The sequence below is a fragment of the Microbacterium jejuense genome, from assembly GCF_019511665.1.
Taxonomy (GTDB): Bacteria; Actinomycetota; Actinomycetes; order Actinomycetales; family Microbacteriaceae; genus Microbacterium; species Microbacterium jejuense_A.
Genome location: NZ_JAEUAW010000008.1, coordinates 51527 through 78316, shown reverse-complemented (window position 1 = coordinate 78316; position 26790 = coordinate 51527). Strand labels below are relative to the sequence as shown.

17 protein-coding genes are annotated in these 26790 nt (G+C 71.5%); 4 read left to right on the top strand and 13 right to left on the bottom strand.

Annotated elements, in window-relative coordinates; genetic code table 11:
• Positions 1 to 24: 24 nt before the first annotated feature.
• From JNB62_RS11795 to JNB62_RS11750, 10 genes are all read right to left on the bottom strand, one after another.
• On the bottom strand, positions 25 to 1020 hold the full coding sequence (locus JNB62_RS11795) for a serine hydrolase domain-containing protein (RefSeq protein WP_220301082.1): 996 nt from the start codon (positions 1018 to 1020) through the stop codon (positions 25 to 27).
• On the bottom strand, positions 1017 to 2432 hold the full coding sequence (locus JNB62_RS11790) for a rhamnulokinase (protein WP_220301081.1): 1416 nt from the start codon (positions 2430 to 2432) through the stop codon (positions 1017 to 1019). Before JNB62_RS11790 ends, JNB62_RS11795 begins: the two co-directional genes overlap by 4 nt.
• Positions 2433 to 2565: 133 nt before the next feature.
• Entirely contained in the window at positions 2566 to 4602 is a 2037-nt protein-coding gene (locus JNB62_RS11785) for a bifunctional aldolase/short-chain dehydrogenase (RefSeq protein WP_220301080.1), read from the bottom strand.
• Between the two features lie 94 nt (positions 4603 to 4696).
• Positions 4697 to 5581 (bottom strand): alpha/beta hydrolase fold domain-containing protein, encoded by an 885-nt coding sequence (locus JNB62_RS11780; protein ID WP_220301079.1) that lies wholly within the window; start codon positions 5579 to 5581, stop codon positions 4697 to 4699.
• A 79-nt stretch (positions 5582 to 5660) separates the two neighbouring features.
• Positions 5661 to 6827 (bottom strand): L-rhamnose isomerase, encoded by a 1167-nt coding sequence (rhaI, locus tag JNB62_RS11775; RefSeq protein ID WP_220301078.1) that lies wholly within the window; start codon positions 6825 to 6827, stop codon positions 5661 to 5663.
• A complete protein-coding gene (locus JNB62_RS11770) occupies positions 6824 to 7216 on the bottom strand; it encodes an L-rhamnose mutarotase (protein WP_220301077.1) in 393 nt (130 codons plus the stop codon). The genes rhaI and JNB62_RS11770 overlap by 4 nt, the downstream gene beginning before the upstream one ends.
• A 119-nt stretch (positions 7217 to 7335) precedes the next feature.
• Complete coding sequence (locus JNB62_RS11765) at positions 7336 to 8118, bottom strand: nucleotidyltransferase domain-containing protein (RefSeq protein WP_220301076.1); 783 nt, start codon at positions 8116 to 8118, stop codon at positions 7336 to 7338.
• Positions 8118 to 9035 (bottom strand): carbohydrate ABC transporter permease, encoded by a 918-nt coding sequence (locus JNB62_RS11760; RefSeq protein ID WP_308291791.1) that lies wholly within the window; start codon positions 9033 to 9035, stop codon positions 8118 to 8120. The genes JNB62_RS11765 and JNB62_RS11760 overlap by 1 nt, the downstream gene beginning before the upstream one ends.
• Complete coding sequence (locus tag JNB62_RS11755) at positions 9032 to 9964, bottom strand: carbohydrate ABC transporter permease (protein ID WP_220301075.1); 933 nt, start codon at positions 9962 to 9964, stop codon at positions 9032 to 9034. The genes JNB62_RS11760 and JNB62_RS11755 overlap by 4 nt, the downstream gene beginning before the upstream one ends.
• Positions 9965 to 10045: 81 nt before the next feature.
• Positions 10046 to 11371, bottom strand: coding sequence for an ABC transporter substrate-binding protein (locus tag JNB62_RS11750; RefSeq protein WP_220301074.1), 1326 nt, complete (start codon positions 11369 to 11371; stop codon positions 10046 to 10048).
• 268 nt (positions 11372 to 11639) lie between these two features.
• On the opposite strand from JNB62_RS11750, the gene JNB62_RS11745 reads away from it, so the two are divergent.
• The 3 genes from JNB62_RS11745 (at position 11640) to JNB62_RS11735 (ending at position 18375) form a co-directional block, all read left to right on the top strand.
• Positions 11640 to 14348, top strand: coding sequence for a family 78 glycoside hydrolase catalytic domain (locus JNB62_RS11745; RefSeq protein ID WP_220301073.1), 2709 nt, complete (start codon positions 11640 to 11642; stop codon positions 14346 to 14348).
• A gap of 85 nt (positions 14349 to 14433) precedes the next feature.
• Positions 14434 to 17268 carry an alpha-L-rhamnosidase gene (locus JNB62_RS11740; RefSeq protein WP_220301072.1) on the top strand — a complete coding sequence of 945 codons (2835 nt, stop codon included), beginning with the start codon at positions 14434 to 14436 and terminating at the stop codon, positions 17266 to 17268.
• A gap of 87 nt (positions 17269 to 17355) precedes the next feature.
• On the top strand, positions 17356 to 18375 hold the full coding sequence (locus JNB62_RS11735; protein WP_220301071.1) for a LacI family DNA-binding transcriptional regulator: 1020 nt from the start codon (positions 17356 to 17358) through the stop codon (positions 18373 to 18375).
• A 601-nt stretch (positions 18376 to 18976) separates the two neighbouring features.
• Here the strand turns inward: JNB62_RS11735 and JNB62_RS11730 are convergent.
• The gene (locus tag JNB62_RS11730) at positions 18977 to 21871 is read right to left on the bottom strand and encodes an FAD-binding and (Fe-S)-binding domain-containing protein (protein WP_220301070.1); all 2895 of its coding nucleotides are present in this window, start codon (positions 21869 to 21871) and stop codon (positions 18977 to 18979) included.
• Positions 21872 to 21933: 62 nt separating this feature from the next.
• Here JNB62_RS11730 and JNB62_RS11725 point away from each other — a divergent pair, with 62 nt between their 5' ends.
• The gene (locus JNB62_RS11725; RefSeq protein ID WP_223231106.1) at positions 21934 to 25044 is read left to right on the top strand and encodes a glycoside hydrolase family 2 TIM barrel-domain containing protein; all 3111 of its coding nucleotides are present in this window, start codon (positions 21934 to 21936) and stop codon (positions 25042 to 25044) included.
• 268 nt (positions 25045 to 25312) lie between these two features.
• Here the strand turns inward: JNB62_RS11725 and JNB62_RS11720 are convergent, their stop codons facing one another.
• Together JNB62_RS11720 and JNB62_RS11715 are read right to left on the bottom strand one after the other, a co-directional pair.
• Positions 25313 to 26179, bottom strand: coding sequence for an AraC family transcriptional regulator (locus tag JNB62_RS11720; RefSeq protein ID WP_220301068.1), 867 nt, complete (start codon positions 26177 to 26179; stop codon positions 25313 to 25315).
• A gap of 78 nt (positions 26180 to 26257) precedes the next feature.
• A complete protein-coding gene (locus tag JNB62_RS11715; protein ID WP_220301067.1) occupies positions 26258 to 26710 on the bottom strand; it encodes an NUDIX domain-containing protein in 453 nt (150 codons plus the stop codon).
• Between the last annotated feature and the right edge of the window lie 80 nt (positions 26711 to 26790).

Sequence of the window (26790 nt, the reverse complement as noted above, 5' to 3'; positions counted from 1 at the left end):
GCGGCCGCAGCGGGCGGCGCGGAGTCAGAGGCCCGCGACCACCGCGTTGTCCAGCTCGTCGGCGTCGACACCCGGCCGCTCGGCCTGATTCGTGAGCAGCACCCAGGCGACGCCGGCGGTGGGATGCACCCAGAACTCGGTGCCGGCCCAGCCGGCGTGCCCGTACACGTCGCGGTCGATGAGCGCGGGCGCGCGCGTGCGCAGGTTGAACGTGAAGCCCCAGTCCTGTCCGGCCGCCGCTGGGTATGGATCGAGGCGCGGGATGTCGCCGGTGAGCGGGCGTCGCATCATGGCGAGCGTCGCCGGCTGCACGACCGATCCCTGCTCGCCCCTCCCGATGCGCAGCAGCGCGCTACCCAGCGCGAGCAGGTCGGCGGCGGTGCCGATCATGCCGGCGCCGGGATTGCGTTGGCTCGCGAAGCCCCGCATGTCGAGGCCGAGCCGTTCGGCGTCGACCACCGTGTGAGGGTCGACGGCGGGGTCGAGCGTGAACCCGGGGGCACCGATGGCGGCCGCCCACGCCGCGATGTCGGCATCCCATTCCCACCCGGCGGCGTGCCGCACGAGCTCGGCGATGCCGTCGAACGCCACCGTCGAATAGCGGGACGCTGTGCCGGCGGCGAAGTCCCTTCCCGGCGCGAGCAGCGCGGCGCGCAGACCCTCCTCGGGGTCGAGCGTCGGCTCGGGGATGCCGGCGGTGTGGCTCACGAGGTGCCGCAGGCGGACGACGTCGTCGGCGTCGCGGCCGGCGCCGAACTGCGGCAGCGCGTCGGTCAGCGGCGTCTCGGTCGTGAGCAGCCCGCGCTCCACGGCACGGGTCGCCGTGAGTCCGGTCAGCACCTTCGTGATCGAGAACAGCCAGTACGGGTCGTCGACCCGGGCGGGACGCCCGTCGGTCGCGCCGAAGGCGTCGAGCGCCACGACGCCGTCGGCCGTGGCGATGCCCAGCACGGCGGTGGGCAGCCTGCCCGCGCCGACATGACGCCGGGCCCAGTCGAAAGCGGCGCCGTACCCGGTCACGCGCGCGGCTCGTAGCGTTCGGGAGACGTGGATGCCGCCACCGCGCGCCGCAGGTCCTCAAGCGTCGCGTCGGGGCCGAACCAGCCGTGTGCGCGCGCCTGCACCAGCACGTTGCCGAGCGCGGTCGCCTCGACCGGACCGGCGATCACGGGGAGCCCGGACCGGTCGGCCGTCGCCTGGCAGAGCAGGCGGTTGAGCGAGCCGCCCCCCACGAGGTGGATGACGTCGACCTCGCGCCCGGTGAGGCGCCCCGCCGTCGCGACCGCGTCGGCGAAGGCCTGCGCGATGCTCTCGACGATCGAGCGGGCGAACGCGGCGCGCGTCGCGGGGACGGCGGTCCCTGACTCGGCGATGACGGCGGCGATGCGCGCCGGCATGTCGCCGGGTGCCGACAGCCGGGCGTCGTTCGCATCGAACAGCGGCACGTCGCCGGTGCCGGCCGCAGCCTCCCCCAGCAGGGCGGGCAGGTCAATCGCCGCGCCGTCCTCGGCCTCCCACGTGCGCACGGCCTCGCTCAGCAGCCACAGCCCCGTCACGTTGTGGAGGAACCGCACGCGCCCGTCGACGCCCCCCTCGTTGGTGAAGTTCGCCTCGCGCGCCTCGTCGCTGACGACGGGCTCGTCGAGCTCCACGCCGACGAGGCCCCACGTGCCGCACGAGATGTAGGCGGCGTCGGGGGTGCTGAGCGGCACGGCCACGACGGCAGACGCGGTGTCGTGCGAGCCGACCGCGACCACATCGATGGCCGCGCCGATGCGCTCGCGCGCCTCGCCCCGGAGCGTGCCGAGGACCGCGCCGGGGTCGACGAGCGGCGGAAGAAGGGATGCCGGCACCCCGAGTCGCTCGGCGAGCTCGAGGTCCCACTCGCCCGTGCGGACGTCGACGAGACCCGTCGTGGACGCGTTCGTGCGCTCGGCCGACCGCGCACCCGTCAGCAGGAACGCGACGAGGTCGGGGATGAGCAGCGACACCTCGGCGTCTGCCAGGCGCTCCTCGACGGCGTACTGGTACAGCGTGTTGAACGGCAGGAACTGCAGGCCGTTGCGCCGGTACAGCTCGGCGAACGGGACCGCGGCGTTGACGGCATCCACTCCCCGCACCGTGCGCTCGTCGCGGTAGTGGAACGGCTCGCCGAGCAGTTCGCCACCGTGGACGAGACCGTAGTCGACCGCCCACGAGTCGATGCCGATGCTCGCGATGCCCGGCTCGCGGCGGACCGCCTCGGAGAGCCCCTCGACGATGTGCCGGTACAGCGCCGTGAAGTCCCACCGCAGGCTGCCGTCGGGACCGGGAACCGGTCCGTTCGGAAACCGCGCGACCTGCTCGAGGCGCAGCTCGCCGTCGCCGACGTACCCGAGCATGACGCGTCCGCTCGTGGCCCCGAGGTCGACCGCCGCGACGACGCCGCTCACCGGACGGTCCCGTTCCCTGGCGTCGACGACGTGCGTGCTCGCCGAAGACGCATGCTCTCGACGGGGAGGACGTGCGTGCCCGGCGAGGACGTGCGTGCTCGACGGCGCTGGGTCGGCTCCGCGATCGACGCACTCATCGGAGGAAGGCGGCGGCGACGCCGGAGTCGACGGGGATGTGCAGGCCGGTGGTGCGCGAGAGCTCGGGGCCGGTCAGCACGTAGACCGCGTCGGCGACGTTCTCGGGCACGACTTCGCGCTTGAGGATCGTGCGGTTGGCGTAGAACTGGCCGAGGTCCTCTTCGGCCACGCCGTAGGTCGCGGCGCGGTTGGCGCCCCAGCCCGAGGCGAAGATGCCCGAGCCGCGCACGACGCCGTCGGGGTTGATGCCGTTGACGCGCACGCCGTGCTCGCCGAGCTCGACCGCGAGCAGCCGCACCTGGTGGGCCTGGTCGGCCTTGGTGGCCGAGTAGGCGATGTTGTTCGGGCCGGCGAAGACGGAGTTCTTCGACGAGATGTAGATGACGTCGCCGCCGAGCTTCTGCTCGATGAGGATCCTCGCGGCGGCCTTCGACACCAGGAACGAACCCTTGGCCATGACGTCGTGCTGCAGGTCCCAGTCCTTCTCGGTGGTCTCCAGCAGCGGCTTCGACAGCGACAGGCCCGCGTTGTTGACGACGAGGTCGACGCCGCCGAACGCGAGCACCGCCGTGTCGAGAGCGGCCTGGATCGCGTCCGCGTCGGCCACGTTCGCGGCCACGCCGATCGCGACATCGGTGCCGCCGAGCTCGGCGGCGGCGGCCTGCGCCTTCTCAAGGTCGAGGTCGGCGACGACCACGCAGGCGCCCTCGGCGGCCAGGCGGGTCGCGATGGCCTTGCCGATCCCGGAGGCGGCACCGGTCACGAACGCGATGCGGCCCTGGTGCGTCTTGGGCTTGGGCATCCGCTGCAGCTTGGCCTCTTCGAGGGCCCAGTACTCGATGCGGAACTTCTCGGCGTCCGAGATCGGCGTGTACGTCGACAGCGCCTCCGCGCCGCGCATCACGTTGATGGCGTTGACGTAGAACTCGCCCGCCACCCGCGCGGTCTGCTTGTTCGCACCGTACGAGAACATGCCCACACCCGGGATCAGCACGATCAGCGGGTCGGCGCCCCGGATCGCGGGCGACTGGGCGGTCGCGTGCGCGTCGTAGTACGCCTGGTAGTCGGCCCGGTAGGCCTCGTGCAGCTGCTTCAGGCGATCGATGGATGCCTCCACCGACGCCGACGCCGGAAGATCGAGGATCAGCGGCTTGACCTTGGTCCGCAAGAAGTGGTCGGGGCAGCTCGTGCCCAGCGCCGCCAGCGCGGGCGCCTTCTCGGACGCGAGGAAGTCGAGCACGACATCCGCGTCGGTGAAGTGCCCGACCATCGGCTTGTCCGTCGACGCGAGGCCGCGGATCGTCGGGGCCAGCGCCGCGGCCTTCGCCCGCCGCTCGGCCTCCGGCAGCGCCTCGAACCCGGCACGCACCCCGCCGAACGGGGCGGCCTTGCCGTTCGCGTCGATGTACGCCTGCGCGGTCTCGATGATCCACAGCGAGTTCGCCTCGGCCTCCTCCGACGTGTCACCCCACGCGGTGATGCCGTGGCCGCCGAGGATCGTCCCGATCGCCTGCGGGTTGGCGGCCTTGATCGCGGCGATGTCCAGGCCCAGCTGGAACCCCGGTCGACGCCACGGCACCCACACCACCTTGTCGCCGAAGATCTTCCCGGTCAGCTCCTCGCCGTCGGCAGCGGTCGCGATCGCGATGCCCGAGTCGGGGTGCAGGTGATCCACGTGCGCGGCATCCACCAGGCCGTGCATCGCCGTGTCGATCGACGGCGCCGCACCGCCCTTGCCGTGCAGGCAGTAGTCGAACGCGGCCACCATCTCGTCCTCACGCTCGACACCCGGGTACACGTCCACGAGCGCCCGCATGCGGTCCAGCCGCAGCACCGCCAGCCCCGACTCCGTCAGCGTGCCCAGGTCGCCGCCCGAGCCCTTCACCCACAGCAGCTCGACCGGCTCGCCCGTGACCGGGTCGGTCTCGGTGCCCTTCGCGGACGTGTTGCCGCCCGCATAGTTCGTGTTCTTCGGGTCGGCGCCCAGGCGGTTCGACCGCGAGATCAGATCGGTGACGGCCGGATTGGTCATGGTGTGTCCTTCGTTCGGGGTGTTCCCCTGTCACGGTCTGCGACCGCGGGGCGTCGTTCGTGACAGGGGAGCGGAAGTGCTCGGGGTTCGCCTGTCACGATCTGCCGCGGGCGGCGACAGGTTGCGACAGGGGAGTGGTGGTGACCGCGGGCAGTGCGGCCAGGCGGGCCGCGAACCGCTCGATGGTGAGGGATGCCGCCGGCTCCTGCGGGCGGTTCAGATGGCCGTGCTCGGTGCCCGGCTCGGTGACGACCTCGATCGGGCGTCCGGCGGCGCGCAGCGCCGCGGCGAACACCTCGCCCGAGACACGGAGCTCGTCGACCTCGCCGTTGACCATGAGGGTCGGCGGGAACTGCACGAGGTCGACGGGGCGGGCACGGCCGGGGATCGCGGCGAGGGGCGCGCCCTCGACCGGCCCGCCGAGGTAGTTCTCGTACATGGCGAGCACCATGTCGGGCCGGAAACGGTCGGCGTCCGGCTGCGCGTCCAGTGCTGCGCGGAGCGCCGCGTCGGGGGCGGGCTGCACCGCCAGCAGCGTCGGGTAGGCGAGCAGCGCCAGCGCCGGGAGCACGTCGGCCCGGAGCTCGATCAGCCGCAGCGCGGCGCCGGCGGCGAGGTTGCCGCCCGCGCTCGTGCCGCCGATGGCGAGGCGTGCACGGTCCACGCGCAGACGGTCGGCGTTGTCGAGGGTCCACGCCCACGCCGAGAGCATGTCGTCGGATGCCGCCGGGTAGTGGTGGCCGCCGGCCGCGCGGCCGCCGGCATCCCACCCGTCCGGAACGGGCGCGAGACGGTAGTCGACCGACACGACCGTGGTGCCCCGGGCCGCCAGCTGCGCGGCGACCCAGTCGGACTCGGGCATGTCGAGGTCGCCGAACGCGAACGCGCCGCCGTGGGCCCACAGCAGACCGGTGCCGTTCGGCTCGCGCGCGGGGTAGACGCGGACGAGGCCGTCGGCGGCGGAGTAGGGCTCGCTCATGGGGGATCCTTCGAGAGGTTGGTGCACCCGGGGCTCGGGGATCGGCATCCCGAACCCCGGGTGGGTCTGTGTCAGGCGCTTACGCGCCCCATCCTGCCTGCGTCCCGCCGACGCGGTCGGCAGCGATCTGCTGCTGGTAGCCGGATGCCGCGTACGCCGCCATCGGGTCGGCCGCGAGTCCGCGCTCCTCACGCCAGGCAGCGAGCGCCGGACGCACGTCGGTGTAGAACGCGTCCATGAAGACCGCGTTGGCGGCCAGGACGTCGTTCGCCTGCTGCGCGGCGGCGAGCGCGTCGCGGTCGACGAGCAGGGCGCGGGCGGTCATCTCCTGGACGTTGAGCACCGAACGGATCTGGCCGGGGATCTTGTCTTCGATGTTGTGGCACTGGTCGAGCATGAACGCCACGTCGGGGTTGTTCAGCCCGCCGCCTCGCACGACCTCGAAGATGATGCGGAACAGCTGGAACGGGTCGGCGGCGCCCACGATGAGGTCGTCGTCGGCGTAGAAGCGCGAGTTGAAGTCGAACGAGCCGAGCTTTCCGAGACGCAGCAGCTGCATGACGATGAACTCGATGTTCGTGCCCGGCGCGTGGTGCCCGGTGTCGAGGCACACCATCGCCTTGTCGCCGAGGGCCGCGACCTGGGCATAGGACGTGCCCCAGTCCGGAACATCGGTGTGGTAGAACGCCGGCTCGAAGAACTTGTACTCCAGCACGAGGCGCTGCTCGTCCGACAGGCGGGCGTAGATCTGCTGCAGCGAGTCCTGCAGGCGATCCTGGCGCGCGCGCATGTCGCCCTGGCCGGGGTAGTTCGAGCCCTCGGCGAGCCAGATCTTGAGATCGCGCGAACCGGTCGCGTGCATGATGTCGATGCACTCGAAGTGGTGGTCGATGGCCTTCTGGCGGATGCGGTCGTCGTGGTGCGTGAGCGCCCCGAACTTGTAGTCCTCGTCCTGGAAGGTGTTCGAGTTGATCGTGCCGAGGCTCACGCCCAGGTCTTCGGCGTGACGGCGCAGGTCGGAGTAGTCGTCGACCTTGTCCCATGGGATGTGCAGCGCGACACTGGGCGCGAGCTTCGTGAAGGCGTTGACCTGAGCGGCGTCGGCGATCTTCTCGTACGGGTCGCGGGGCGTGCCGGGCGTGGTGAACACGCGGAAGCGGGTGCCGGAGTTGCCGAACGCCCAGCTGGGCAGCTCGATGCCCTGGCCTTCGAGCGTGGACAGGATGTCGGGTGACAGCGTCGTCATGATGCGGTGCTCTCGTTCTCGGTTGCGGTGGCCGCAGCCTGAGCCGCGGTCAGTTGGTCGTGGAGGTTGAAGATCTCGGTGAGGGGTGTGGCCGCCTGGTCGGGTCGGCCCTCGAGGCCGACGAAGAAGCGGCCCATCTCGGCCTCCCAGCGGGCGGCGACCTCGGAGTTCGCGAGGTAGGCCCGTGCGGCCTCGTCGTCGTCGGTCTCGTAGTACCCGATGAGCCGGCCGCCGTCGCCCAGGAACAGCGAGTAGTTGCGGCGCCCGGCGGCGGCGATCTCGGCCAGCATCTCGGGCCACACGGGGGTGTGCCGGGCGATGTACTCGTCGAGCAGCTCGGGGCGGACCGTCAGCTGGAAGCAGTACCGCTTCGTCGCGGTGCTCGGCATGGGGTGCTCCTGTGGGACGGGGGATGCCGGGGGCCGCGGCATCCCGGATCATCCATGTGCGTGTCATGAATCGTTTCAACGATAGATGGACTCGCGCTTCTCCGCAAGTGGGAAAGCGCTCACCAGAACTCGGCGGGCACACCTCCTCGCAGCCAGTGGAGTTCGTTGTCGCGGATGAAGGTCGACAGCGTGTCGTCGGCGGAGAGGCCGGCGCCCAGCCAGCCGTCCAGCACGCGCAGCAGGTCGGCCCCCGACTCGGCATCGGGCTCGTCGACGACCGCCTGCCATGCGGCGACGAACCCCTCGGGAGCGGCGAGCTCGCGCACCAGCTTCGACACGTACTTCGGGCCCGGCAGCATCGTGCGGTTCGCGGCGAGAGCTGCACGCGCCGCCGCCAGCGCGAGGTGCAGCCCTGCGTGCCGGCGCAGGAACTCGTCGCCCCGCTCGACCGCCTGCCGCAGGAAGTACCCGCCGTACAGGCGCGCCTGCGCGACGTGCGAGCGGACGCGCTCGTCCCACACGTCGTCGGGGAGCGCGGCGATGCGTGCCACGGTCTCGTCGAGGTCGGGAAGCACCGTCCACGCGACGCGCGCGCCGAGGAACGACGCGCGCGTCGGATCGTCGGCGCGCTCGACGGCGGCGGCGAGGTACGACGGGCCGGCGAGCTTGATGTCGATGTACGAGCCGGGGTAGTCGGCATCCCGTCGCTCCACCCACGCGAACCGGCCGTCCGCCGTCTCTGCGGCGAACCGGTCATCGTCGACCACGAAGTACACGTCGACGTCGGAATCCGGCCGCTCGCGCCCCTGCGCGACCGAGCCGACCAGCACGACCCCCAGGGCGCCGGGCTCGCCGCGCACCGAGTCCACGTACGCGGCGAGCGCCCGCTCGTGCTGTTCCATCAGCCCTTGATCGCTCCGCTGGTCATGCCCGCGACGATCTGCCGGTTGAAGAAGATGTACATGATCAGCGGCGGGATCGTCGTCAGCAGGATGTACATGAACAGCAGGTTGAACTGGCTCACGGACTGGCTCTGGAAGTTGTACAGGCCGAGCTGGACGGTGGGGTAGTCGTTGCCGGGCAGGAAGTACAGCGGGTTCTGGAAGTCTCCGTACACGAACACCGCCTGCGTCACGACCACCGTGACGATGACGGGCTTCAGCAGCGGCAGCACGACGGTGAAGAACAGCCGCATGGGACCGGCGCCGTCGATGATGGCGGCCTCGTCCAGCTCGCGCGGGATGGTGCCCACGAAAGCCCGGAACAGCAGGACGCAGAACGCGAGCCCGAAGGTGGCTTCGATGAGGATCATGCCCGGGATCGTCTTGAAGAGCCCGACGCCCTGCAGCACCCAGATCGTCGGGACGACAGCGGGCGGCACGATGAGCGCGGCGAGCACGAAGAAGTTGATCCACGGGTTCAGCCGCGTGCGCTTGCGCTGCAGGACGTAGCCGACCATCGCCGCGAGGACGACCATGATCGCGCAGCTGAACACCGTGATGATCGTGGTCCACAGGAACGCCCACAGCACCTGGTAGTCGTTCTTCTGCACGACCTCGACGAAGTTCGGCCAGAACTGCCATTCGCTGGGCAGGCTGAACTCGACCAGGCCCGCCTCCTGCGAGTTCTTCGACGACTGCAGCAGCACGAAGACGAACGGGACGATGAAGACCACGATCGACACGAGGATCGCGATGATCCCGACGAGGTACTTTCGCAACCAGCGACGCAGCGTCATCGGGCGGCGGTCCTCGCGGGGAGCACGCCGGCCCCTGAGCTTGCGGGAGTCGGCGGTCGTGAGGGTCTCGGTGACGGTCACAGTTCCGCCTCCCTTCTGTTCAGGAACCACGACACGGGCACCATGATCGCCGTGACCACGACGAACAGGATCACGTTGCCCGCCGTCGACAGGCCGAAGAAGCCCGCCTGGTACTGCTTGTAGATGACGGAGGCGATCACGTCGCTGCTGAAGCCCGGGCCGCCCTTGGTCATCGCCCAGATCATCGCGAACTCTCGCAGGCCGCCGATGAGCGACAGGATGATGACCGTCGCGGTTGCCGGACGAACGAGCGGCAGCGTGATGTTGCGGAACACCGACCACGCGCCGGCGCCGTCCATGCGGGCGGCCTCGAAGTACTCGGCCGGGATGGCGACGATGCCCGCCATGAAGATGAGCGTGGCGATGCCGACGCCCTTCCAGATGTCCACTCCCGCGACCGTCAGCAGTGCCAGGTTCGGGTCGGTGTACCAGCCCGGTTCGGGCAGGTTGAAGAAGCCGAGCACGTTGTTGACGACGCCGTGGAACGGGTCGAGCAGCGCCTTGAAGGTGAGCCCGACGCCGATCGTCGAGACGAGCACCGGGAAGAACACGACGGCGCGGAGGTAGCCGCGGCCGAGGGTGGGACCGGTCAGCAGCAGCGCGAGGGCGAGGCCGAGCACGACCTTCGCCGCCGATGTGACGAAGCCGTAGATGAAGGTGTTGACGAAGCCCTGGACCAGCTGGGGCTCCTGGAAGAACTGGATGAAGTTGTCGAAGCCGATGAACTGCACGTCGAACAACGTCCATCGCGTGAGCGAGAAGTAGAACGACGCGAACGTGGGCACCGCGAAGAACACGATGAACAGCACGGCTGCGGGGATGTAGAACCAGCTCGGGTACGGGCTGCGGATGCCCTTGCGCTTCTTCGACGCGGGCGGAGGGCTCGCGGCGGGCGGTGCCGCGGCGGTCGGCGCGACTGCGGTCGTCATGTTCACTCCTTCGTGAAACGGGGCCGGCGGCGTGGCCGCCGGCCCCGGGTCCTACCTGATCTCAGCGGATCGAGTGCCGGATCACCAGCCCTCGAGGCCCAGCTGCTGAGCCTGCTTCTTCACGTCGTCGTCGTACTGGGCCGCGCCTTCTTCGGCGGACGTGATGCCAGATCCGACAGCGACGGTGATGTTCTCGAGGTTCGGTCCCTTGATGGGGGAGAGGAACTCCAGCGCCGAGCCCGTCTTGCCGGAGTCGAAGTACGCCTGGATGTCGGCAACCAGCGCCGGCACGTCGTCGGGCAGCGTGCACGCGCTCGTGACGTACGGGCCCGCGATGGAGCCGCCCTCGTTCTGCACCTGGCATCCCTCGTCGGAGTTGGCGAACGCGACGAACTTCTTGGCCGCCTCGAGCTTGTCGCCCTCGGTCGTCTTCGCGATGTAGATCGCGTTCGGCTGCCACATCGTGATCGACGTGTCGTCGGCGTCGGCGGCCGGCAGCGCGAACGTGCCGATGTCATCCACCTTGTCGGGGTTGTCCTGCTGCACCTGCGAGATGTTCGCCGACAGGATCGGGTACTGCGCCCCGGCGCCCGTTGCGAGGGCGTCCATCGCCTGCGCGTTCGTCATGGACGCGAAGTCCTCGTTGAGCAGGCCCTTCTCGAACACCTCGGCGCCGTGCGCGAATCCGGCGAACGCCGGCTCCTCGACATACTTGGCCTTCGGGTCGTTGGCGGTGTACTCCTCGGCCCAGTCGGGGTTGACGGCCGAGACGTTCGCGAAGTCGCCGAGTACGAAGAGCTGGCTCGTCCAGGTGTCGCCGAACGACTGCAGGATCGGGGTGACGCCGCCGCCCTCGGCCTTGATCTTCTCGCTGTTGGCGATGAACTCGTCCCACGTCGTGGGGATCTCCAGCCCGAGCTTCTCGTAGACCTTCTTGTTGTAGAGGACCGCGCCGGCGAACGACGTGCCCCAGGGGGCGCCGTAGAGGCCGTTGTCGGTCGAGACGACGGCCTTGAAGTCGTCGGTGAGGTCGCTGACCCAGTCCTCGTCGCTCAGATTCACGAGCGTCTGGTCGGGGTTCAGCGCCTGCAGGAGCGAGCCGGAGTTGTAGTGGAACACGTCGTTCATCGAGTCCGTCGACAGCTTGGTCTTCATGAGGTTGTCGCCCTCGGTGCCGCCGGGCTGCGTCTCGAGCTTGACGGTGATGTCGGGGTTGGCCTTCTCGAAGGCGGCGATGAGCGCCTTCGCCTGGTTGGTGTTGGCGTCGTCGCTCTGCGTCAGGTAGCTGATCTCGATCTTGCCGTCGCTTGATCCACCGCCGCCGCCGCTGCACGCGGCGAGCGGCAGAGCCAGTGCCGCGATGCCCGCACCTGCGAGGAGCATTCTCCTGGTCGGGGAGCTCTTCATCTTTACCTCCTTGTAAAGCTGGACGGTGAGTCCGTCCACGCTGCCGGAATCCTTGGTGCCTGTGTTGAACGGAGCCGACGCTCGGGGGCATTGAAACCATTCAACTTCTCGTACGGTACGGCGCGAGGCGGGGGTAGGTCAACAGTCGATGTAGATCGGTCCATCACGATCGTGTAACGGTCTACACACATATTGACACGCAACCCTGAATCGTTTCACGATGGACGGGCGGGCGGCGAAGCGGCCGCTCCGCCGAAAGGACCCGGCCATGACGGCATCCCTCCCCGCCCCCACGTCCCCCGATGCCGCGACCCGCGTGACGGGTCTGCGCACCCAGCACGGCGCAGGACTGATCGGCGTTCCGCGCACCGGACTGCGCCTGAGCTGGCGCGCCGAGAGCGACGACGCCCACGCGCGCCTGATCGGGTACCAGCTGGCGGCCGGCGCCGAAGGCGGCGAGCCGGTGGAATCCGCGCCCGTCCTCGACTCCCGCACGACCGGCATCGAGGTCGCCGACACCCTCGCTCCGCGCGAGCGCCGGGCCTTCACCGTGCGCGTGGCGACCACGGCGGGGTGGAGCCCGTGGAGCGAGCCGCTCGTCGTCGAGGCGGGTGTCGACGGCCCCGACCTGGTCGCGCAGGTGATCGGCCTCGACACCCCGGCCGACGGCCCGGTGCCGCTGCTGCGGACCGAGTTCACGCTCGACCGCGTCCCCGACGTGGCCCGCCTGCGGCTGAGCGCCGTCGGACTGGTGGATGCCTGGGTCAACGGCCGGCGCGCGACGGATGCCCTTCTCACGCCGGGGTGGACGTCGTACCAGCAGCGCATCCTCGTCGACACGCTCGACGTCACCGCGCTGCTGCACGAGGGCGTCAATGTCGTCGTGCTCGCCGTCGCCGACGGCTGGTACCGCGGCAGCTTCGGCTTCGCGCGTCGTCAGGCGATCTACGGCGACCGCACCGGCGCGCTCGCGCAGCTCGAGGCCGACGGCGAGATCGTCGCGAAGACGGATGCCTCGTGGCAGGCGGGCCTCGGTGCCGTCCGCAGCGCGAGCATCTACGACGGGACGGTGACCGACCTGCGCCTCCACGATCCCGACGTGCATCGCCCGGGGTTCTCGGGCGACGGCTGGGGTGCGGCATCCGTCGTCGACGTCGACCCCGCCCGGTTCGAGCCGCGGTCGGCGCCACCGGTGCGGATCGTCGCCGAGCTGCCGATGACGGCCACGCCGCACGACGGGCGCACGCGGCTCGACGGCGGGCAGAACCTGTCGGGCTGGGTGCGGCTCACCGTCCGCGGTCGCGCCGGCGACACCGTGACGGTGCGGCACGCCGAGGTGCTCGAGCCCTCGGGCGATCTGCACGTCAAGGCGCTGCGGTCGGCGAAGGCGACGGACGTGTACACGCTCGACCGCGACGGTGAGCACACGCTCGAACCCGCGTTCACGTTCCACGGCTTCCGGTACGCCGACGTCGACGGCGCCGACGTGGTCTCGGCGACCGCCGTCGCGATCTCGAGCGACCTCGCGCCGCGCAGCACGTTCGACTCGTCGCACGAGGCGCTGAACCGCTTCCACTCGAACGTGTTCTGGTCGCAGCGCGACAACTTCGTGTCAGTCCCGACCGACTGCCCGCAGCGCGACGAGCGGCTCGGCTGGACCGGTGACGCGCAGGCGTTCGCCGCGACGGCCAACACGCTCATGGACACCGAGTCGTTCTGGATGTCGTGGCTGCGCGACCTCGAGATCGACCAGACCGACGAGGGCGGGGTGCCGGCGGTCGTCCCCGACATCATCCGCCCGCAGGACATGCTGATGGGCGGCGTGCCCACCGAGAACATGGGCCGTGCCGGATGGGCGGATGCCGCCACGATCGTGCCCCTCGCGGTGTACGAGTCGTACGGCTCGGACGAGGTGCTGGCGCGGCAGCGCGGCAGCATGCGGCGGTGGGTCGAGCACCTGCGGCGCCGCGCCGGCGAGGGCGTCGTGCTGCCGGGCGGCGACTTCCAGTTCAGCGACTGGCTCGACCCCGATGCCCCGGGCGAGCGGCCGTGGGAGGCGAAGGTGTCGGCGGAGTTCGTGGCCAACGCGTTCTACGCGCATTCGGCGCGGCTGCTAGCTCGCGCCGAACGGGTGCTCGGCGACGAGGCGGCCGCAGACGGATACGACGCGCTGGCTGACCGCGTCGGCGCGGCGACGTTCGCACGCTGGGGCGACGAGGCGGTCCTCACGCAGTCGGGCGCAGCCATGGCGCTGGAGTTCGGCCTCGCGCCGGCCGAGCGCCGCGATGAGATCGCCGCAGGCCTCGCCGCGAACGTGCGGCGCGAGAACGGCCGCATCGCGACGGGGTTCCTCGGCACGCCGCTCGTGCTGTTCGCGCTCTCGCGCAGCGGGCACCTCGACGAGGCGTACCTCATGGCGCTGCGGCGCGACGCACCCTCGTGGCTGTACCAGGTGGACCGCGGTGCGACGACGGTGTGGGAGCGCTGGGACGCCATCCTGCCGGACGGCAGCATCCATTCCGGCGCGATGGACGCGCTGCCCACCGAGGACGCGTCCGAAGACGACACCGGCATGCTCTCGTTCAACCACTACGCGTACGGCGCGATGATCGACTGGGTCTACCGCACGGTGGCGGGCTTGGCTCCGGATGCCGCCGACCCCGGTTACCGCGCGGTCCACGTCGCGCCGCGTCCCGCCGTCGGTCTCGAGCGTGCCGCCGCGTCGATCCAGACCCGGTACGGCCGGCTCGCGATCGACTGGCGTCTCGACGGAGACCGGTTCGAGGCGACGCTCGAGGTGCCGTTCGGGGCACGGGCCGTGCTGGACCTCCCCGCCACCCCGGACTCGGTCGTCACCGTCGACGGGGCACCCGCGCCGGGCGAGCTCCACCACGGCACCCACCGCATCGTCGTCACCGCACCCGCCGTCGCGGTGCCGGCGCCCGCTGCCGCGCAGGAGGCGCCGGTGCCGGCCTGATCGCGGCATCCACCCCACACTCACGACCGCAGACCCACGACCCAGACCAGACCCCGACCGGCAAGAAACCGCACGAAGGAGTGCCATGAGCAGCACCGTTCCGCATCTCGTCATCGACGCGCCGTATCGCAGCGACGTCGTCGCGTCATCCACGCCCGAGATCGGCTGGCGCACCGAGACCGACACCACCGGCTGGCTGCAGGCGTCGGCCGAGCTCGAGCTGACGCGAGGAGGCGAGACCTCGACGCACCGGATCGACGGCCGCGCCGCCACGCGCGTGGCCTGGCCGTTCGCGCCGCTCGCGCCGCGCGAAGCGGTGTCGCTGCGCGTGCGCGTGACCGGCGAGGACGGCCACGCGGGCGAGTGGAGCGCCCCGCGGCAGGTCGTCGCAGGCTTCCTGGGCGAAGGGGAGTGGCAGGCCACGCCCATCGGCCTCGCGTCGCCGGCCGAGACCGCGCAGCCCGCGTACCTGCGCACCGAGTTCGACGTCACCGGGCCCGTGGCACGTGCGACGCTGTACGCGACGGCTGTCGGCGTGTACCAGGCCGCGATCGGCGGTGTCGACGTCGACGACCAGGTCATGAAGCCGGGCTGGACGCCGTACCCCCAGCGCCTCATCCACGAGACCACCGATGTCACGGCCCTCCTGGCGCCCGGACGCAACGCCATCGGCGTGCGCCTCGCCGGGGCATGGGCGACCGAGAGCTTCGGGTTCCGCGACAACGCCCGCCCGCTCTACGCCGACCAGCCGCGGTTCGCCGCGCAGCTGCTGATCGAGTACGTCGACGGCTCGCACGAATGGGTGCGCACGGACGCCTCGTGGCGGGCAGCCACGGGCCCGATCACCGCCAGCGGGCTCTACGCCGGCGAAGACCACGACGCGCGTCTCGCGCTCGTGGACGCCTCCGGCCGCGGCTTCGCCGAGGCCGGCTTCGATGCTGCGGAGTGGATGCCGGCGGCCGAGGCCGACGCGATCCCGACGCCCGAGGCACGCGTGTCGCCGTTCGTGCGGCGCCTGGACGAGCTCGCGGTGCGGGAGGTCATCACGACCCCCGCGGGCAAGACGGTGGTGGACTTCGGGCAGAACCTCGTCGGTCGCCTGCGGATCCGCGTCGCGGGGCCAGCCGGCACGGTGGTGACGCTCCGTCACGCCGAGGTGCTCGAGCACGGCGAGCTGGGCACGCGGCCGCTGCGCGCCGCCGCCGCGACCGACCATTACACGCTGTCGGGGGAGGGCGTCGAGGTGTGGGAGCCCGAGTTCACCTTCCACGGCTTCCGCTACGCCGAGATCGAGGGGTGGCCCGGCGAGTTCGACCCGTCGGCGGTCACGGCCGTCGTGATCCACAGCGACATGGAGCGCACAGGCTGGTTCGAGGCATCCGATCCGCTCGTGAACCAGCTGCACGAGAACATCGTGTGGGGCCTGCGCGGCAACTTCCTGTACCTGCCGACCGACTGCCCGCAGCGCGACGAGCGCCTGGGCTGGACCGGTGACATCCAGGTGTTCGCGCCGACGGCGTCGTTCCTGTACGACGTGCGCGGGTTCCTCGACTCCTGGCTGCGCGACCTCGCGCTGGAGCAGGCCGACGGCGTCGTGCCGTTCGTGGTGCCCAACGTCCTGGGCGAGGCGCGTCCGGCCGCCGCGTGGGGGGATGCCGCCACCATCGTGCCGTGGGTGCTGCACGAGCGCTACGCCGACGTGGCGACGATCGAGCGCCAGTACGACAGCATGAAGGCGTGGGCCGACGTGCTCATCGACCTCGCCGGCCCCCGGCGCCTGTGGGAGGGCATGTTCCAGTTCGGCGACTGGCTCGACCCCGACGCTCCGCCGGAGCAGGCCGCCAAGGCCAAGACCGATGCCGACATCGTCGCGTCGGCGTATCTGTTCCGGTCGGTCGACGCCGTGGCCCGCGCGGCCGCGCTGCTCGGCGACCAGGAGGCGGCACGGGACTACGCGGCCGTCGCCGAAGAGGTGAGGGCGGCGTTCCTCGCCGAGTACGTGACGCCGGCGGGCCGCATGATGTCGGACGCCCAGACCGCCTACGCGCTGGCGATCATGTTCGACATCGCCCCCGCCGAGCAGCAGGAGGCGCTGGGTGCCCGGCTCGCCGAGCTGACGCGCCTGTCGGGCTATCGCATCGGCACCGGGTTCGTCGGCACGCCGATCATCCAGGACGCGCTCACCCGTACCGGCCACCTCGAGACGGCACGGCGGCTGCTCGTGCAGACCGAGAACCCGTCGTGGCTGTACCCCGTGACCATGGGCGCGACGACGATCTGGGAACGCTGGGACTCGATGCTGCCCGACGGCACCATCAACCCCGGCGAGATGACCTCGTTCAACCACTACGCGCTGGGGGCGATCGGCGACTGGCTGCACCGGGTCGTCGCGGGACTCGCGCCCGACGCGCCCGGCTACGCGCGCCTGCGCATCGAGCCCCACCCGCTGCACGGGTTCGACTCCGCGTCGGCCGAGCACCTCACGCCCTACGGAACGGCCCGTTCGGGGTGGAGCCGCGACGGCGACGTCGTGCGCGTCACTGCGACCGTGCCTCCGAACACCACGGCTGTCGTCGCGCTCCCCGACGGGCGCTCGTTGGAGGTCGGCTCGGGTGTGCACGAGTGGGCGACGGTGGATGCCGCACCCCCGGCATCCTCGTCCCGCATCGGACTGGACTCGACCCTGGCCGCCGTCATCGACGATCCGGAGGCCTACCAGACGATCGGCGCGGCGCTGGAGGCGGCGGATCCCGAGGCGGCGCACGCGTTCCGCACCATCACCCGCTGGTCGGACGGTCGCGAGCTCGGCGAGGCGCTGTTCATGTTCGCCGGGCCCGACGTGCAGCGGGCCATCGCGGAGCGGCTCGCCGATCTGTCGGCGCGCCGTGAGTCCGGTGCGACGATCGCCGCGGACGCCTGACCGTCGCCCGGGCAGGCGGGAGACCGCTTGCCCGGGCGATCGGGTGCCCTACACTCGCGGACAGCGGATACGAACCCTGGGGGTGTCATGGTGGTGAGCGTGCGAGACGTCGCGGCGGCGGCGTCCGTGTCGGTCGGGACCGTCTCGAATGTGCTCAACCGGCCGGAGAAGGTGTCGCCGGCGACCGTCGAGCGGGTCACGCAGGCGATCGAGGAGCTGGGCTTCGTGCGCAACGACGCGGCGCGTCAGCTGCGCGCCGGGCGCAGCCGCAGCATCGCGCTCATCGTCCTCGACTCGGGCAACCCGTTCTTCGCCGAGGTCGCCCGCGGCGCGGAGGACCGCGCCGCCGAATCGGGCATGAGCGTGCTGCTGGGCAACAGCGACGAGCGCCCCGATCGCGAAGAGGCCTATCTCGAGCTGTTCCGCGAGCAGCGCGTGAACGGCGTGCTCGTCACACCGGTCGACGGCGATCTCGCGGGGCTCGTGCGGCTGCAGACCGCCGGGGTCCCGGTGATCCTCGTCGACCACGAGGACTCCGCGAGCAGGCTCGCGTCGGTGTCGGTCGACGACGTCGAAGGCGGGTACCTCGCGGTCGCCCACCTGCTGTCGACGGGGCGTCGGCGCATCGCGTTCATCGGCGGGCCCCGTTCGATCCGCCAGGTCGCCGATCGCCTCGAAGGCGCACAGAGGGCCGTCGCCGAGGTCGAGGGCGCGACGCTCGAGGTGATCGAGATGGCCGCGCTGTCGGTGCTGCAGGGCCGCGAGGCTGGCGAGCAGCTGCGGGTGCGCGAACCGGGGGAGCGACCGGATGCCGTCTTCGCGGCGAACGACCTGCTCGCGGTGGGTGCGCTCCAGGCCTTCACGCTCATGTCGGACGTGCAGGTGCCGCGCGACATCGCCCTGATCGGCTACGACGACATCGACTTCGCGTCGGCGACCGTCGTGCCGCTGAGCTCCATCCGCCAACCCGCGCACCTCATCGGCTACACCGCGGTCGACCTGCTCCTCAAGGAGCTCGAGGAGCCCGACGGGCAGCACGAGCGCACGGTGCGCTTCCAGCCCGAGCTGGTGGTGCGAGAGTCGACCGCGCCGGCCACTGCTCGCTGATCGGAGCGCTCTGGCCCGGGGTTGCTCGTGCGGTCGGGGCGTTTCGTCTCGGGAGTCGGTCGTTGAGCGAGGAGCGCCAGCGACGAGACGAAGCGTCCTCGCTCGCTCAACGACCGGGGGTGGTTCGGTCGTTGAGCGGAGCGCGCTCTGGCGCGCGCAGACGAAACGCGGTCTGGCCCGGGGTTGCTCGTGCGGTCGGGGCGTTTCGTCTCGGGAGTCGGGCGCTCAACGGCCGGGGGTGTGTTGGTCGTTGAGCGGAGCACGCTCTGGCGCGCGCCGACGAAACGCGTTCTGGTGCGGGGTTGTTCGTGCGGTCGGGGCGTTTCGTCTCGCTCGTTCCTCGCTCGCTCAACGGCCGGGGGGTGTGTTGGTCGTTGAGCGGAGCGCGCTCTGGCGCGCGCAGTCGAAACGCGGCCTCGGTGCGGGGTTGTTCGTGCGGTCGGGGCGTTTCGTCTCGCTCGTTCCTCGCTCGCTCAACGGCCGGGGGTGGGTGTCGGTCGTTGAGCGGAGCGCGCTCTGGCGCGCGCAGACGAAACGCGGACTGGCACGAGGTTGGCCGTGCCGTCCAGGCGTTTCGTCTCGCTCGCTCAACCGCCGGGGGTCACGGGGCCGGGCGGGTCGCCTCCTCCAGCAGCTCCAGCACGTGGCGGTAGTCCGCGCCGGTGGCGCGGGTCATGCCGAGCTCGCACGTGCGGTTGCACGAGGCGTGCGCGTCGGCGCCGAGCGCCCTCACCTCGGCCGCCTCGGGCGCCGTGGCGGCTGCGGTGAGCTCGGGATGCAGCATCCCGCGGTCTCCGGCGAAGCCGCAGCATCCCCAGGAATCGGGGACGACGACCTCGCGTGCCACCGCCGCGGCCACGCGTCGCAGGGCCGGATCGAGGCCGAGCTGAGTGGACGAGCACGTCGGGTGCAGGGCCAGCGTGTCGACGCGCGGGGCGATGGCGCCCAGGCGCGGCAGCAGCACGCGTTCGGCGAAGGCGACGGCGTCTTCGACGCGCGTCTCGACGCCCGCGTCGGCCAGCAGGTGCACGAAGCCCTCCGTGCACGATGAGGCGTCGGTCACGACGGTGAGCTCGCCACCGCGCGAGGCTTCGCCGACCGCCGCGACGACGCGGCGCGACATCGCAGCGCGTCCGCCGGCGTAGCCCTTCGAGGTCCACGGGGTGCTGCAGCACAGGGTGTCGACCCCGTCCGGCACCACGAGGCGCACGCCGGCGCGCTCCGCGAGCCGCCGGAAGGCCTCCGTCACGCCGATCCCCGGCACGCCGTCGGCGGCGTCCGCCGGGCCGAACATCGTGCCCACGCACGCGGGCAGGAACACCGCGACCGGCGCCTCGTCGCCGGAGCCGACCGCCTCGCCGAGCCGCGAGCGCGCGCGTCCGCCGCGCGGCAGGTCGTCGGTGTAGCGCGGAACGGTGTCGGCGCCGAGCACGGCGCGGCCGACGTCGGTCGCCGCGGTGACCAGGGCCGCCGGCATCCGATCCGCCAGCGTCAGCCCTGCGCTCGCGACGCGCGTCGCACCGCCCCACGCGTGCGCCGCCCCCGTCCACGCGCTGCTCGCGACGCGGCCGGCGTCCTCGCGGCGCAACCGCTTGACCAGCGCGCCGGTGTTGATCAGCACGGGGCACGCGGTCTGGCACATGCCGTCGACGGCGCACGTGTCGATGCCGGCGTAGTCGTAGTCGCGTTCCAGCTCGCGGGCGAGGGCGTCGTCTCCGGAGGCCTTCGCCCGGGCGATCGCGCGCCGTGTGACGATCCGCTGCCGCGGCGTCAGAGTGAGGTCGCGGCTCGGGCACACGGGCTCGCAGTAGCCGCACTCGACGCAGCGGTCGGCCTCGGCCTCGATCGGGTCGGCGAGCTTGATGTGCTTGAGGTGCGCCTCGGGGTCGTCGTCGACGATGACCCCGGGGTTGAGGATGCCGCTCGGGTCGCACAGCCTCTTGAGTTCGCGCATGACGTCGGCGAGCTCGTCGCCGTACTGACGACGGACGTACGGCGCCATGACGCGCCCGGTGCCGTGCTCGGCCTTGAGATTGCCACCGGCGTCGAGCACGAGCTCCACCATGTCTTCGGTGAAGGCCGCGTACCGCGCCAGCTGGTCGGCCGACTCGAACCGGTCGGTCAGCATGAAGTGGATGTTGCCGTCCTTGGCGTGCCCGAAGATCACGCTGTCGCCGTAGCCGTGGCGATCGAACAGCGTCTGCAGGCTCGCGCACGTGCCGGCAAGGCGCTCGACCGGGACGACCACATCCTCCAGCAGCGCCGTGGTGCCGCTCGGACGGGCACCCGCGACCGAGGCGTACAGGCCCTTGCGCAGCTTCCACGCCACGGCGCGCTCCGCGGCGTCGGCGGTGAACTCGGCGGGAGTCTCCAGCGGCAGCGCCGACAGCGCGCGGGCGCCGCGTGCGACGAGGTCGGCGAGCTCGTCGTCCCCGTGCGCGTGGTACTCGATGAGCAGGGCAGCCTGGTCGCGCACGGGCAGCCCCGTGATCTGCCGGGGCGCGCCGGCCAGGGCCTGCCCGACCCGCAGGGACGCGGCATCCATCAGCTCCAGCGTCGCCGCGCCCGTCGCGACGAGGTCGGGCAGCGCCCGGGTGGCCGCCTCGAGGTCGGGGAACACCGTGAGCGCCGTCGAGATGCGCGGCAGGATCGGCACGGTGCGATAGGTCGCCTCGGCCACGAAGGCCAGCGTGCCCTCGCTGCCGACCACGAGGTGCGCGAGCAGCTGCGCGGGGGTGTCGAAGTCGAGGAACGCGTTGACCGCGTAGCCCATCGTGTTCTTCATGGCGAACTGCCGGCGGATGGTCGCGACCGAGGCAGGGTTCGACACGACCCGCTCGCGCAGCCGCATCAGGCGCTCCACCAATTCGGGCTCGGCGGCGCGCAGCGCGGCGTCGGCGTCGGGCGCGCCGGAGTCGACCACGGTGCCCGACGGCAGCACGAAGACGAGCGACTCGAGCGTCTGGTACGTGTTCTCGGTGATGCCGCACGCCATGCCGCTGGAGTTGTTGTTGACGACCCCGCCGATCGTGCACGCGATCTCGCTGGCAGGATCGGGGCCGAGGCGATGGCCGTAGCGTGCGAGCCGCGCGTTGACCTGCCGCACCGTTGCGCCGGGCTGGACGCGCACGCGCCGGCCGTCGTCCTCGACGTCGATGCGCCGGAACCGCTGCCGCACGTCGACGAGGATGCCCTCGGTCGAGGCCTGACCCGACAGGCTCGTTCCGCCCGAACGGAACGTCAGAGTCGATCCGCCGGCGGTGGCGGCCCGCATCACCGCGCCGACCTCGGCGGCGTCGGCGGCGACCACGACGGCCTGCGGCGTGAGCAGGAAGTGCGATGCGTCGCTCGCGTACGCGACGCGGTCGATCGCGCGCGTCTTGATGCGGGATGCCTCGCCCACCGCCCGTGCGATGGCCCCGGGCACGGCGGCCGTCGCGGGGGCGCGCCTCGGGCGTGCCGATGCCGGCTGGGGGCGCGCGATCGTTCTTGCCATTGCCGCTCCTCGCTGAGTTAGACTGCAACCGCATTCAATCAAGAATGGATATGCAACCTCTTATGGACATGCAGAATAGCGGATCCGCGCGGGCGACGGCGGCGGATCGGTACTGGGAGAGCACGCGACCGGGAGCGGGGCGACGGCGGCCGCGCGCCGAGGCCGTGACGGACGCCCCGGCGCTGAGCCTCAACGGCACGTGGCGCTTCCGCCTCTCGCCGACGGCCGACGGCACGGGCGACGACTTCGTCGCGGACGACTTCGACGACAGCGGGTGGGACGCGATGAAGGTCCCGTCGCACTGGGTGCTCGAGCCGTTCACGCCGCTGGCCGGTGGACCCGCTCGACGCATGCTGGGGACGGAGGAGGGCCCGCTGTACACGAACACGGCGTACCCCATTCCGCTCGACCCGCCGCGCGTGTCGGACGAGAACCCCACCGGCGACTACCGGCTCGTCTTCGACGTGCCACCGGCGTTCGGTCCCGCCGTGCTGCGGTTCCAGGGGGTCGACTCGTGCGCCAAGGTGTGGCTCAACGGCGAGGAGCTGGGCTGGTCGACGGGCAGCCGGCTGCCGTTCGAGTTCGACGCTCCGGTGCGCCCCGGCCGCAACGTGCTGTGCGTGCGCGTGCACCGGTGGTCGGCGGGGACGTACCTCGAAGACCAGGACATGTGGTGGCTTCCGGGCATCTTCCGCGACGTCGAGCTGCTCGCGCGCCCGGCCGGGGGCATCGACGACCACGTCGTGCACGCCGACTACGACGCCGAGACGGGTCTGGGAACGCTGCGGGTCGACGTCACGCTGACGGACCGGGATGCCGCGGCCGCCGGCATCCACGAGGCCCTCGTCGAGGTGCCCGAGCTCGGCATCCGCATCCCCGCGGGTGAGAGCGTCACGGTGCCCGTGGAGCCGTGGAGCGCCGAGAGCCCGCGGCTGTACCGCGGGACCGTCCGCACCGCGACCGAGACCGTGTCGCTGGCGATCGGGTTCCGCCATGTCGAGATCGTGGACGGGGTGTTCACGGTCAACGGGCGGCCGCTGACCTTCCGCGGTGTCAACCGCCACGAGCACCACCCCGACACCGGACGCACGCTCGATCGCGACACGATGATCCGCGACATCGTGATGATGAAGCGCGCCAACATCGACGCGGTGCGCACGAGCCACTACCCGCCGCATCCGGAGTTCCTCCGGCTGTGCGACGAGTACGGGCTGTGGGTCGTCGCCGAGGCCGACCTCGAGACGCACGGGTTCATCTACGAGGGGTGGGATCACAACCCGCCGGCGCTGCCCGAGTGGCGCGACGCCGTCATGGACCGGCTGCACCGCACCGTCGAGCCGCTCAAGAACCATCCGAGCATCGTGGTGTGGTCGCTCGCCAACGAGAGCATGACCGGCGACGCCTTCCGCGAGATGCGGGAGTGGCTCGACGCCCGCGACCCGTCGCGCGCCGTGCTGTACGAGCGCGATCCGTGCTACCGCGACTCGGACTTCTACTCGCTGATGTATCCGTCGCTGGAGCTGCTGGAGCGGATCGGCCGGCGTGAGGAGCCCCGCGGCGGCCGCCTCAGCATGCACGGCATGGTGTTCGACGCGGACGAGTCCGCCCCCGACGGCATCTCGGACGCCGACGACGAGCGACGCCGCGGACTGCCATTCCTGCTGGTCGAGTACGCGCACGCGATGGGCAACGGCCCGGGGTCGCTGCAGGACTACTGGCGCATCATCCGCGCCCACGACCGGCTGTGCGGCGCGTTCGTGTGGGAGTGGATCGACCACGGGTTCCACGTCGACGGGCCCGACGGCTCGCGCGTCGTGATGCACGGCGACGACGTGGACTACGAGCCCCGCGGCGGCCGGTTCAGCCTGCACGGCCTGGTCTTCAGCGATCGCACGCCGACTCCCGGGCTGGTCGAGCTGGCCAAGGCGCACGAGCCGGTGCGGATCACGGTCGGCGACACGTCGGTGCTCGTCGAGAACGACCGGCACACGATCGACACGTCCGACCTCGCGTTCCGCTGGAGCGTCGAGGCCGACGGCCTGCCCGTGGCGAGCGGGGTGCTCGAGGTCCGTCCCGTGGCCGCGGGTTCGACCGTCGACATCGCGATCCCGGATGCCGTCGCCCGGGCGCTCGCGACGGCCGCGGGGACGGCATCCATTCCTCGCGACGTGGTGCTGACCGTCGAGGCGGCGCTCGCCGCGGAAGCGCGCTGGGCGCCGGCCGGGCACGTCGTGGCGTGGGGTCAGCGGGTGGTCCGCGCGGAGGAGATCGTCGCTGAGCCGAAGCCTGGTGACGGCGCGCCGGCTCCTCGGTTCAGGTTCTCGCCTACGGTTTCCCGTGAGGTGGTCGAGGTCGGGGCGGGCACGTTCGACGCCGCCACCGGACGCCTCGTGCGGCTCGGCGACCTCGCGCTCGAGGGCCCGACGCTCGACCTGTACCGCGCGCCGACCGAGAACGACCACGGCCAGGGCTCGCTCAACGACCTCGCCTCGGTGTGGCACAAGACCATGCTCGACCGGCTGCTGCATCGCATCGACGAGGTGTCGGCGCGCGCCGGTCGCCTCACGGTCCGCGGCCGCACGGCGCCGCGCACGCACCCGCACGGTGTCGCGTGGACCACGACGTGGACCGTCGACGGCGATGGGCTCATGTTCGACGTGTCGGTCGACTTCACCGGTCCGTGGAGCGACACCCCGTACCTCGGGCGCGACATCCTCGTGCCGCGGCTGGGTCTGCTGTTCGCGCTCCCCGGCACGGCCGAGCGGGCGACGTGGTTCGGACGGGGTCCCGGCGAGACCTACGTCGACTCGTTCGAGGGCTCGCGGGTGGGCCGGTTCGCGGCATCCATCGACGATCTTCAGGTGCCGTACCCGGTGCCGCAAGAGAACGGCAATCACGTGCAGACGCGGTGGCTGGAGGTGTCGGGCGAGGGGATGCCGCGGCTGCGGGTCGACGGCCGGCCCGAGTTCGACTTCACGGCGCGCCGCTGGACGTCGCACGACCTCGCCCGCGCCGACAAGCCGCACGAGCTCGTGGACTCCGGCCGCGTGTGGCTCAACCTCGACCACGCCCAGCAGGGCATCGGCTCGGCGTCGGTCGGCCCCGCGCTTCCGGAGCAGTACCGGATCCCGCGCGTGCCGACGGCCTGGAGTCTGCGCCTGCAGGCGGGGTGACCGGGCCGCTGGCACACGGGGGGCGAGGCGCCGTGCACCCGAGCGCAGGATGACGCAGCGGTGTCTGTGCTGCCGTCTTCGACGAGGAGCGGGTCGGGTCCGATCGGCGGCTCGCGGCGTTTCGTCTCGCTTCGCTCGCTCAACGACCAGGAGGGTTCGTCACCCTCTTGGTCGTTGAGCGGAGCGAGGAACGAGCGAAGACGAAACGCCGTGAGACGCGCTTGAGCACCTAGCCCAAGGCGAACCGCGCGGACGCGGCCGAGGGTCGTCAGGCGCGCTCGACCGGGAGCCACAGCTCGCACGTGGCGGTGGTGAAGTCCGGCGAGCGATCGAGCACGGCGACGATCGAGGGTCCGGGGCGCAGGCGCCACGGGTTCGAAGGGAACCAGTCGGTGGCCGTCGCGGCCCAGGCATCCTGCAGCGCCTTCGGGTGCGGTCCCTCGGTGCGGAACACGGCCCAGTAGCCGGCCGGGACGTCGATGGCGTCGAGGTCGTCCGGCACCGGGTCGTCGGCGGTCACCGCGACGCCGTGCAGGTAGGTGAGCGTGCTGCCCTCGGCGTAGTCGGGGTCGACGTCGGCCGAGACCTGCAGCAGGCCGGCGGGTTCGATGGTGCTGCGCTGCTTGAGGCGGGCGTGCTCCTCCGCCGGCAGTGCGGCGATGTGGGCCTGGATGTGCGGGTTGACGCCCTCGTGGATGAGCGGCACGCGAGCGGCGTGGCCGATGAGGCGGAACGCGGGGCGGTCGGCGATGCGGGTGTCCATGGTGGTGCTTCCTTCGACGGTCAGGCGGAACCTGAGTGTTGTTTGCGTGCGAAGGGTGCCGTGACCGCGACGCAGCTGGCCGGGGCCGATGCCGTGCACAGCGCGGAACGCGCGCGTGAACGCCTCCGTGGAGCCGTACCCGTGGCGCACCGCGATGTCGAGCAGGTCGTCATCGCCGAGCACGTCCGCGGCGGCGACCGTCATGCGACGGCGCCGGACGTACTCCGACAGGGGCAGCCCGGCCAGCGCCGAGAACATCCGGCGCAGGTGGTACTCCGTGGTGCCGTGGCGGCGGGCGAACCCGGCGAGGTCGAGGTCGTCGCCGAGGTGCGCTTCGACCTCGTCGACCAGCTGGTTGAGCGTCGCGATCACGAATCTCCCTTCGCCGTCCACCCTCGCTGCCGGGCGGGGTGCGGCGCCCGACTATCCGTGCCCGATCCGGTCGGCCGCTCAGAAGCCGACGGCGAGCAGGGTCGCGGTGCTCCCCCCGCGCAGCGCGTCCAGCGCCGAGCGCTCGTACTCGGGCATCCGATCGGGCAGCGCGTCGAGATCGAACCAGGCGAGCTCGGCGCACTTGCGGGGTTCCAGGATCCGGGGCTCGCCCTCCCACGCATCGCACGCGAAGAACCAGTCCACGCGCTGTTCGCGCGGCTCGTCCGTGCCGTCCGTGCGCTGCATGACGGCGATGGGCGACAGCGCGCCGGCATCGAGCGCGAGGCCGAGCTCTTCGCGCGCCTCGCGCACGGCGGCCGCCGCGGCGGTCTCGCCGAGCTCGACATGCCCGGCGGCGCCGGCTGCCCAGCATCCGTCCATGTAGCCGGTGTTCTGCCGCAGCTGCAGCAGCACGGCCGCCCCGCGGCGGAGGTAGACGTACGACGACGGGACGACCGAGAAGCGACTCACCCTCGGACCCTACCGCCCCCTCCCTCGCTCAACAGGTCAACCGCGCTTCGACAGGACGCCCGCTGCGGATCCGTCCTGCA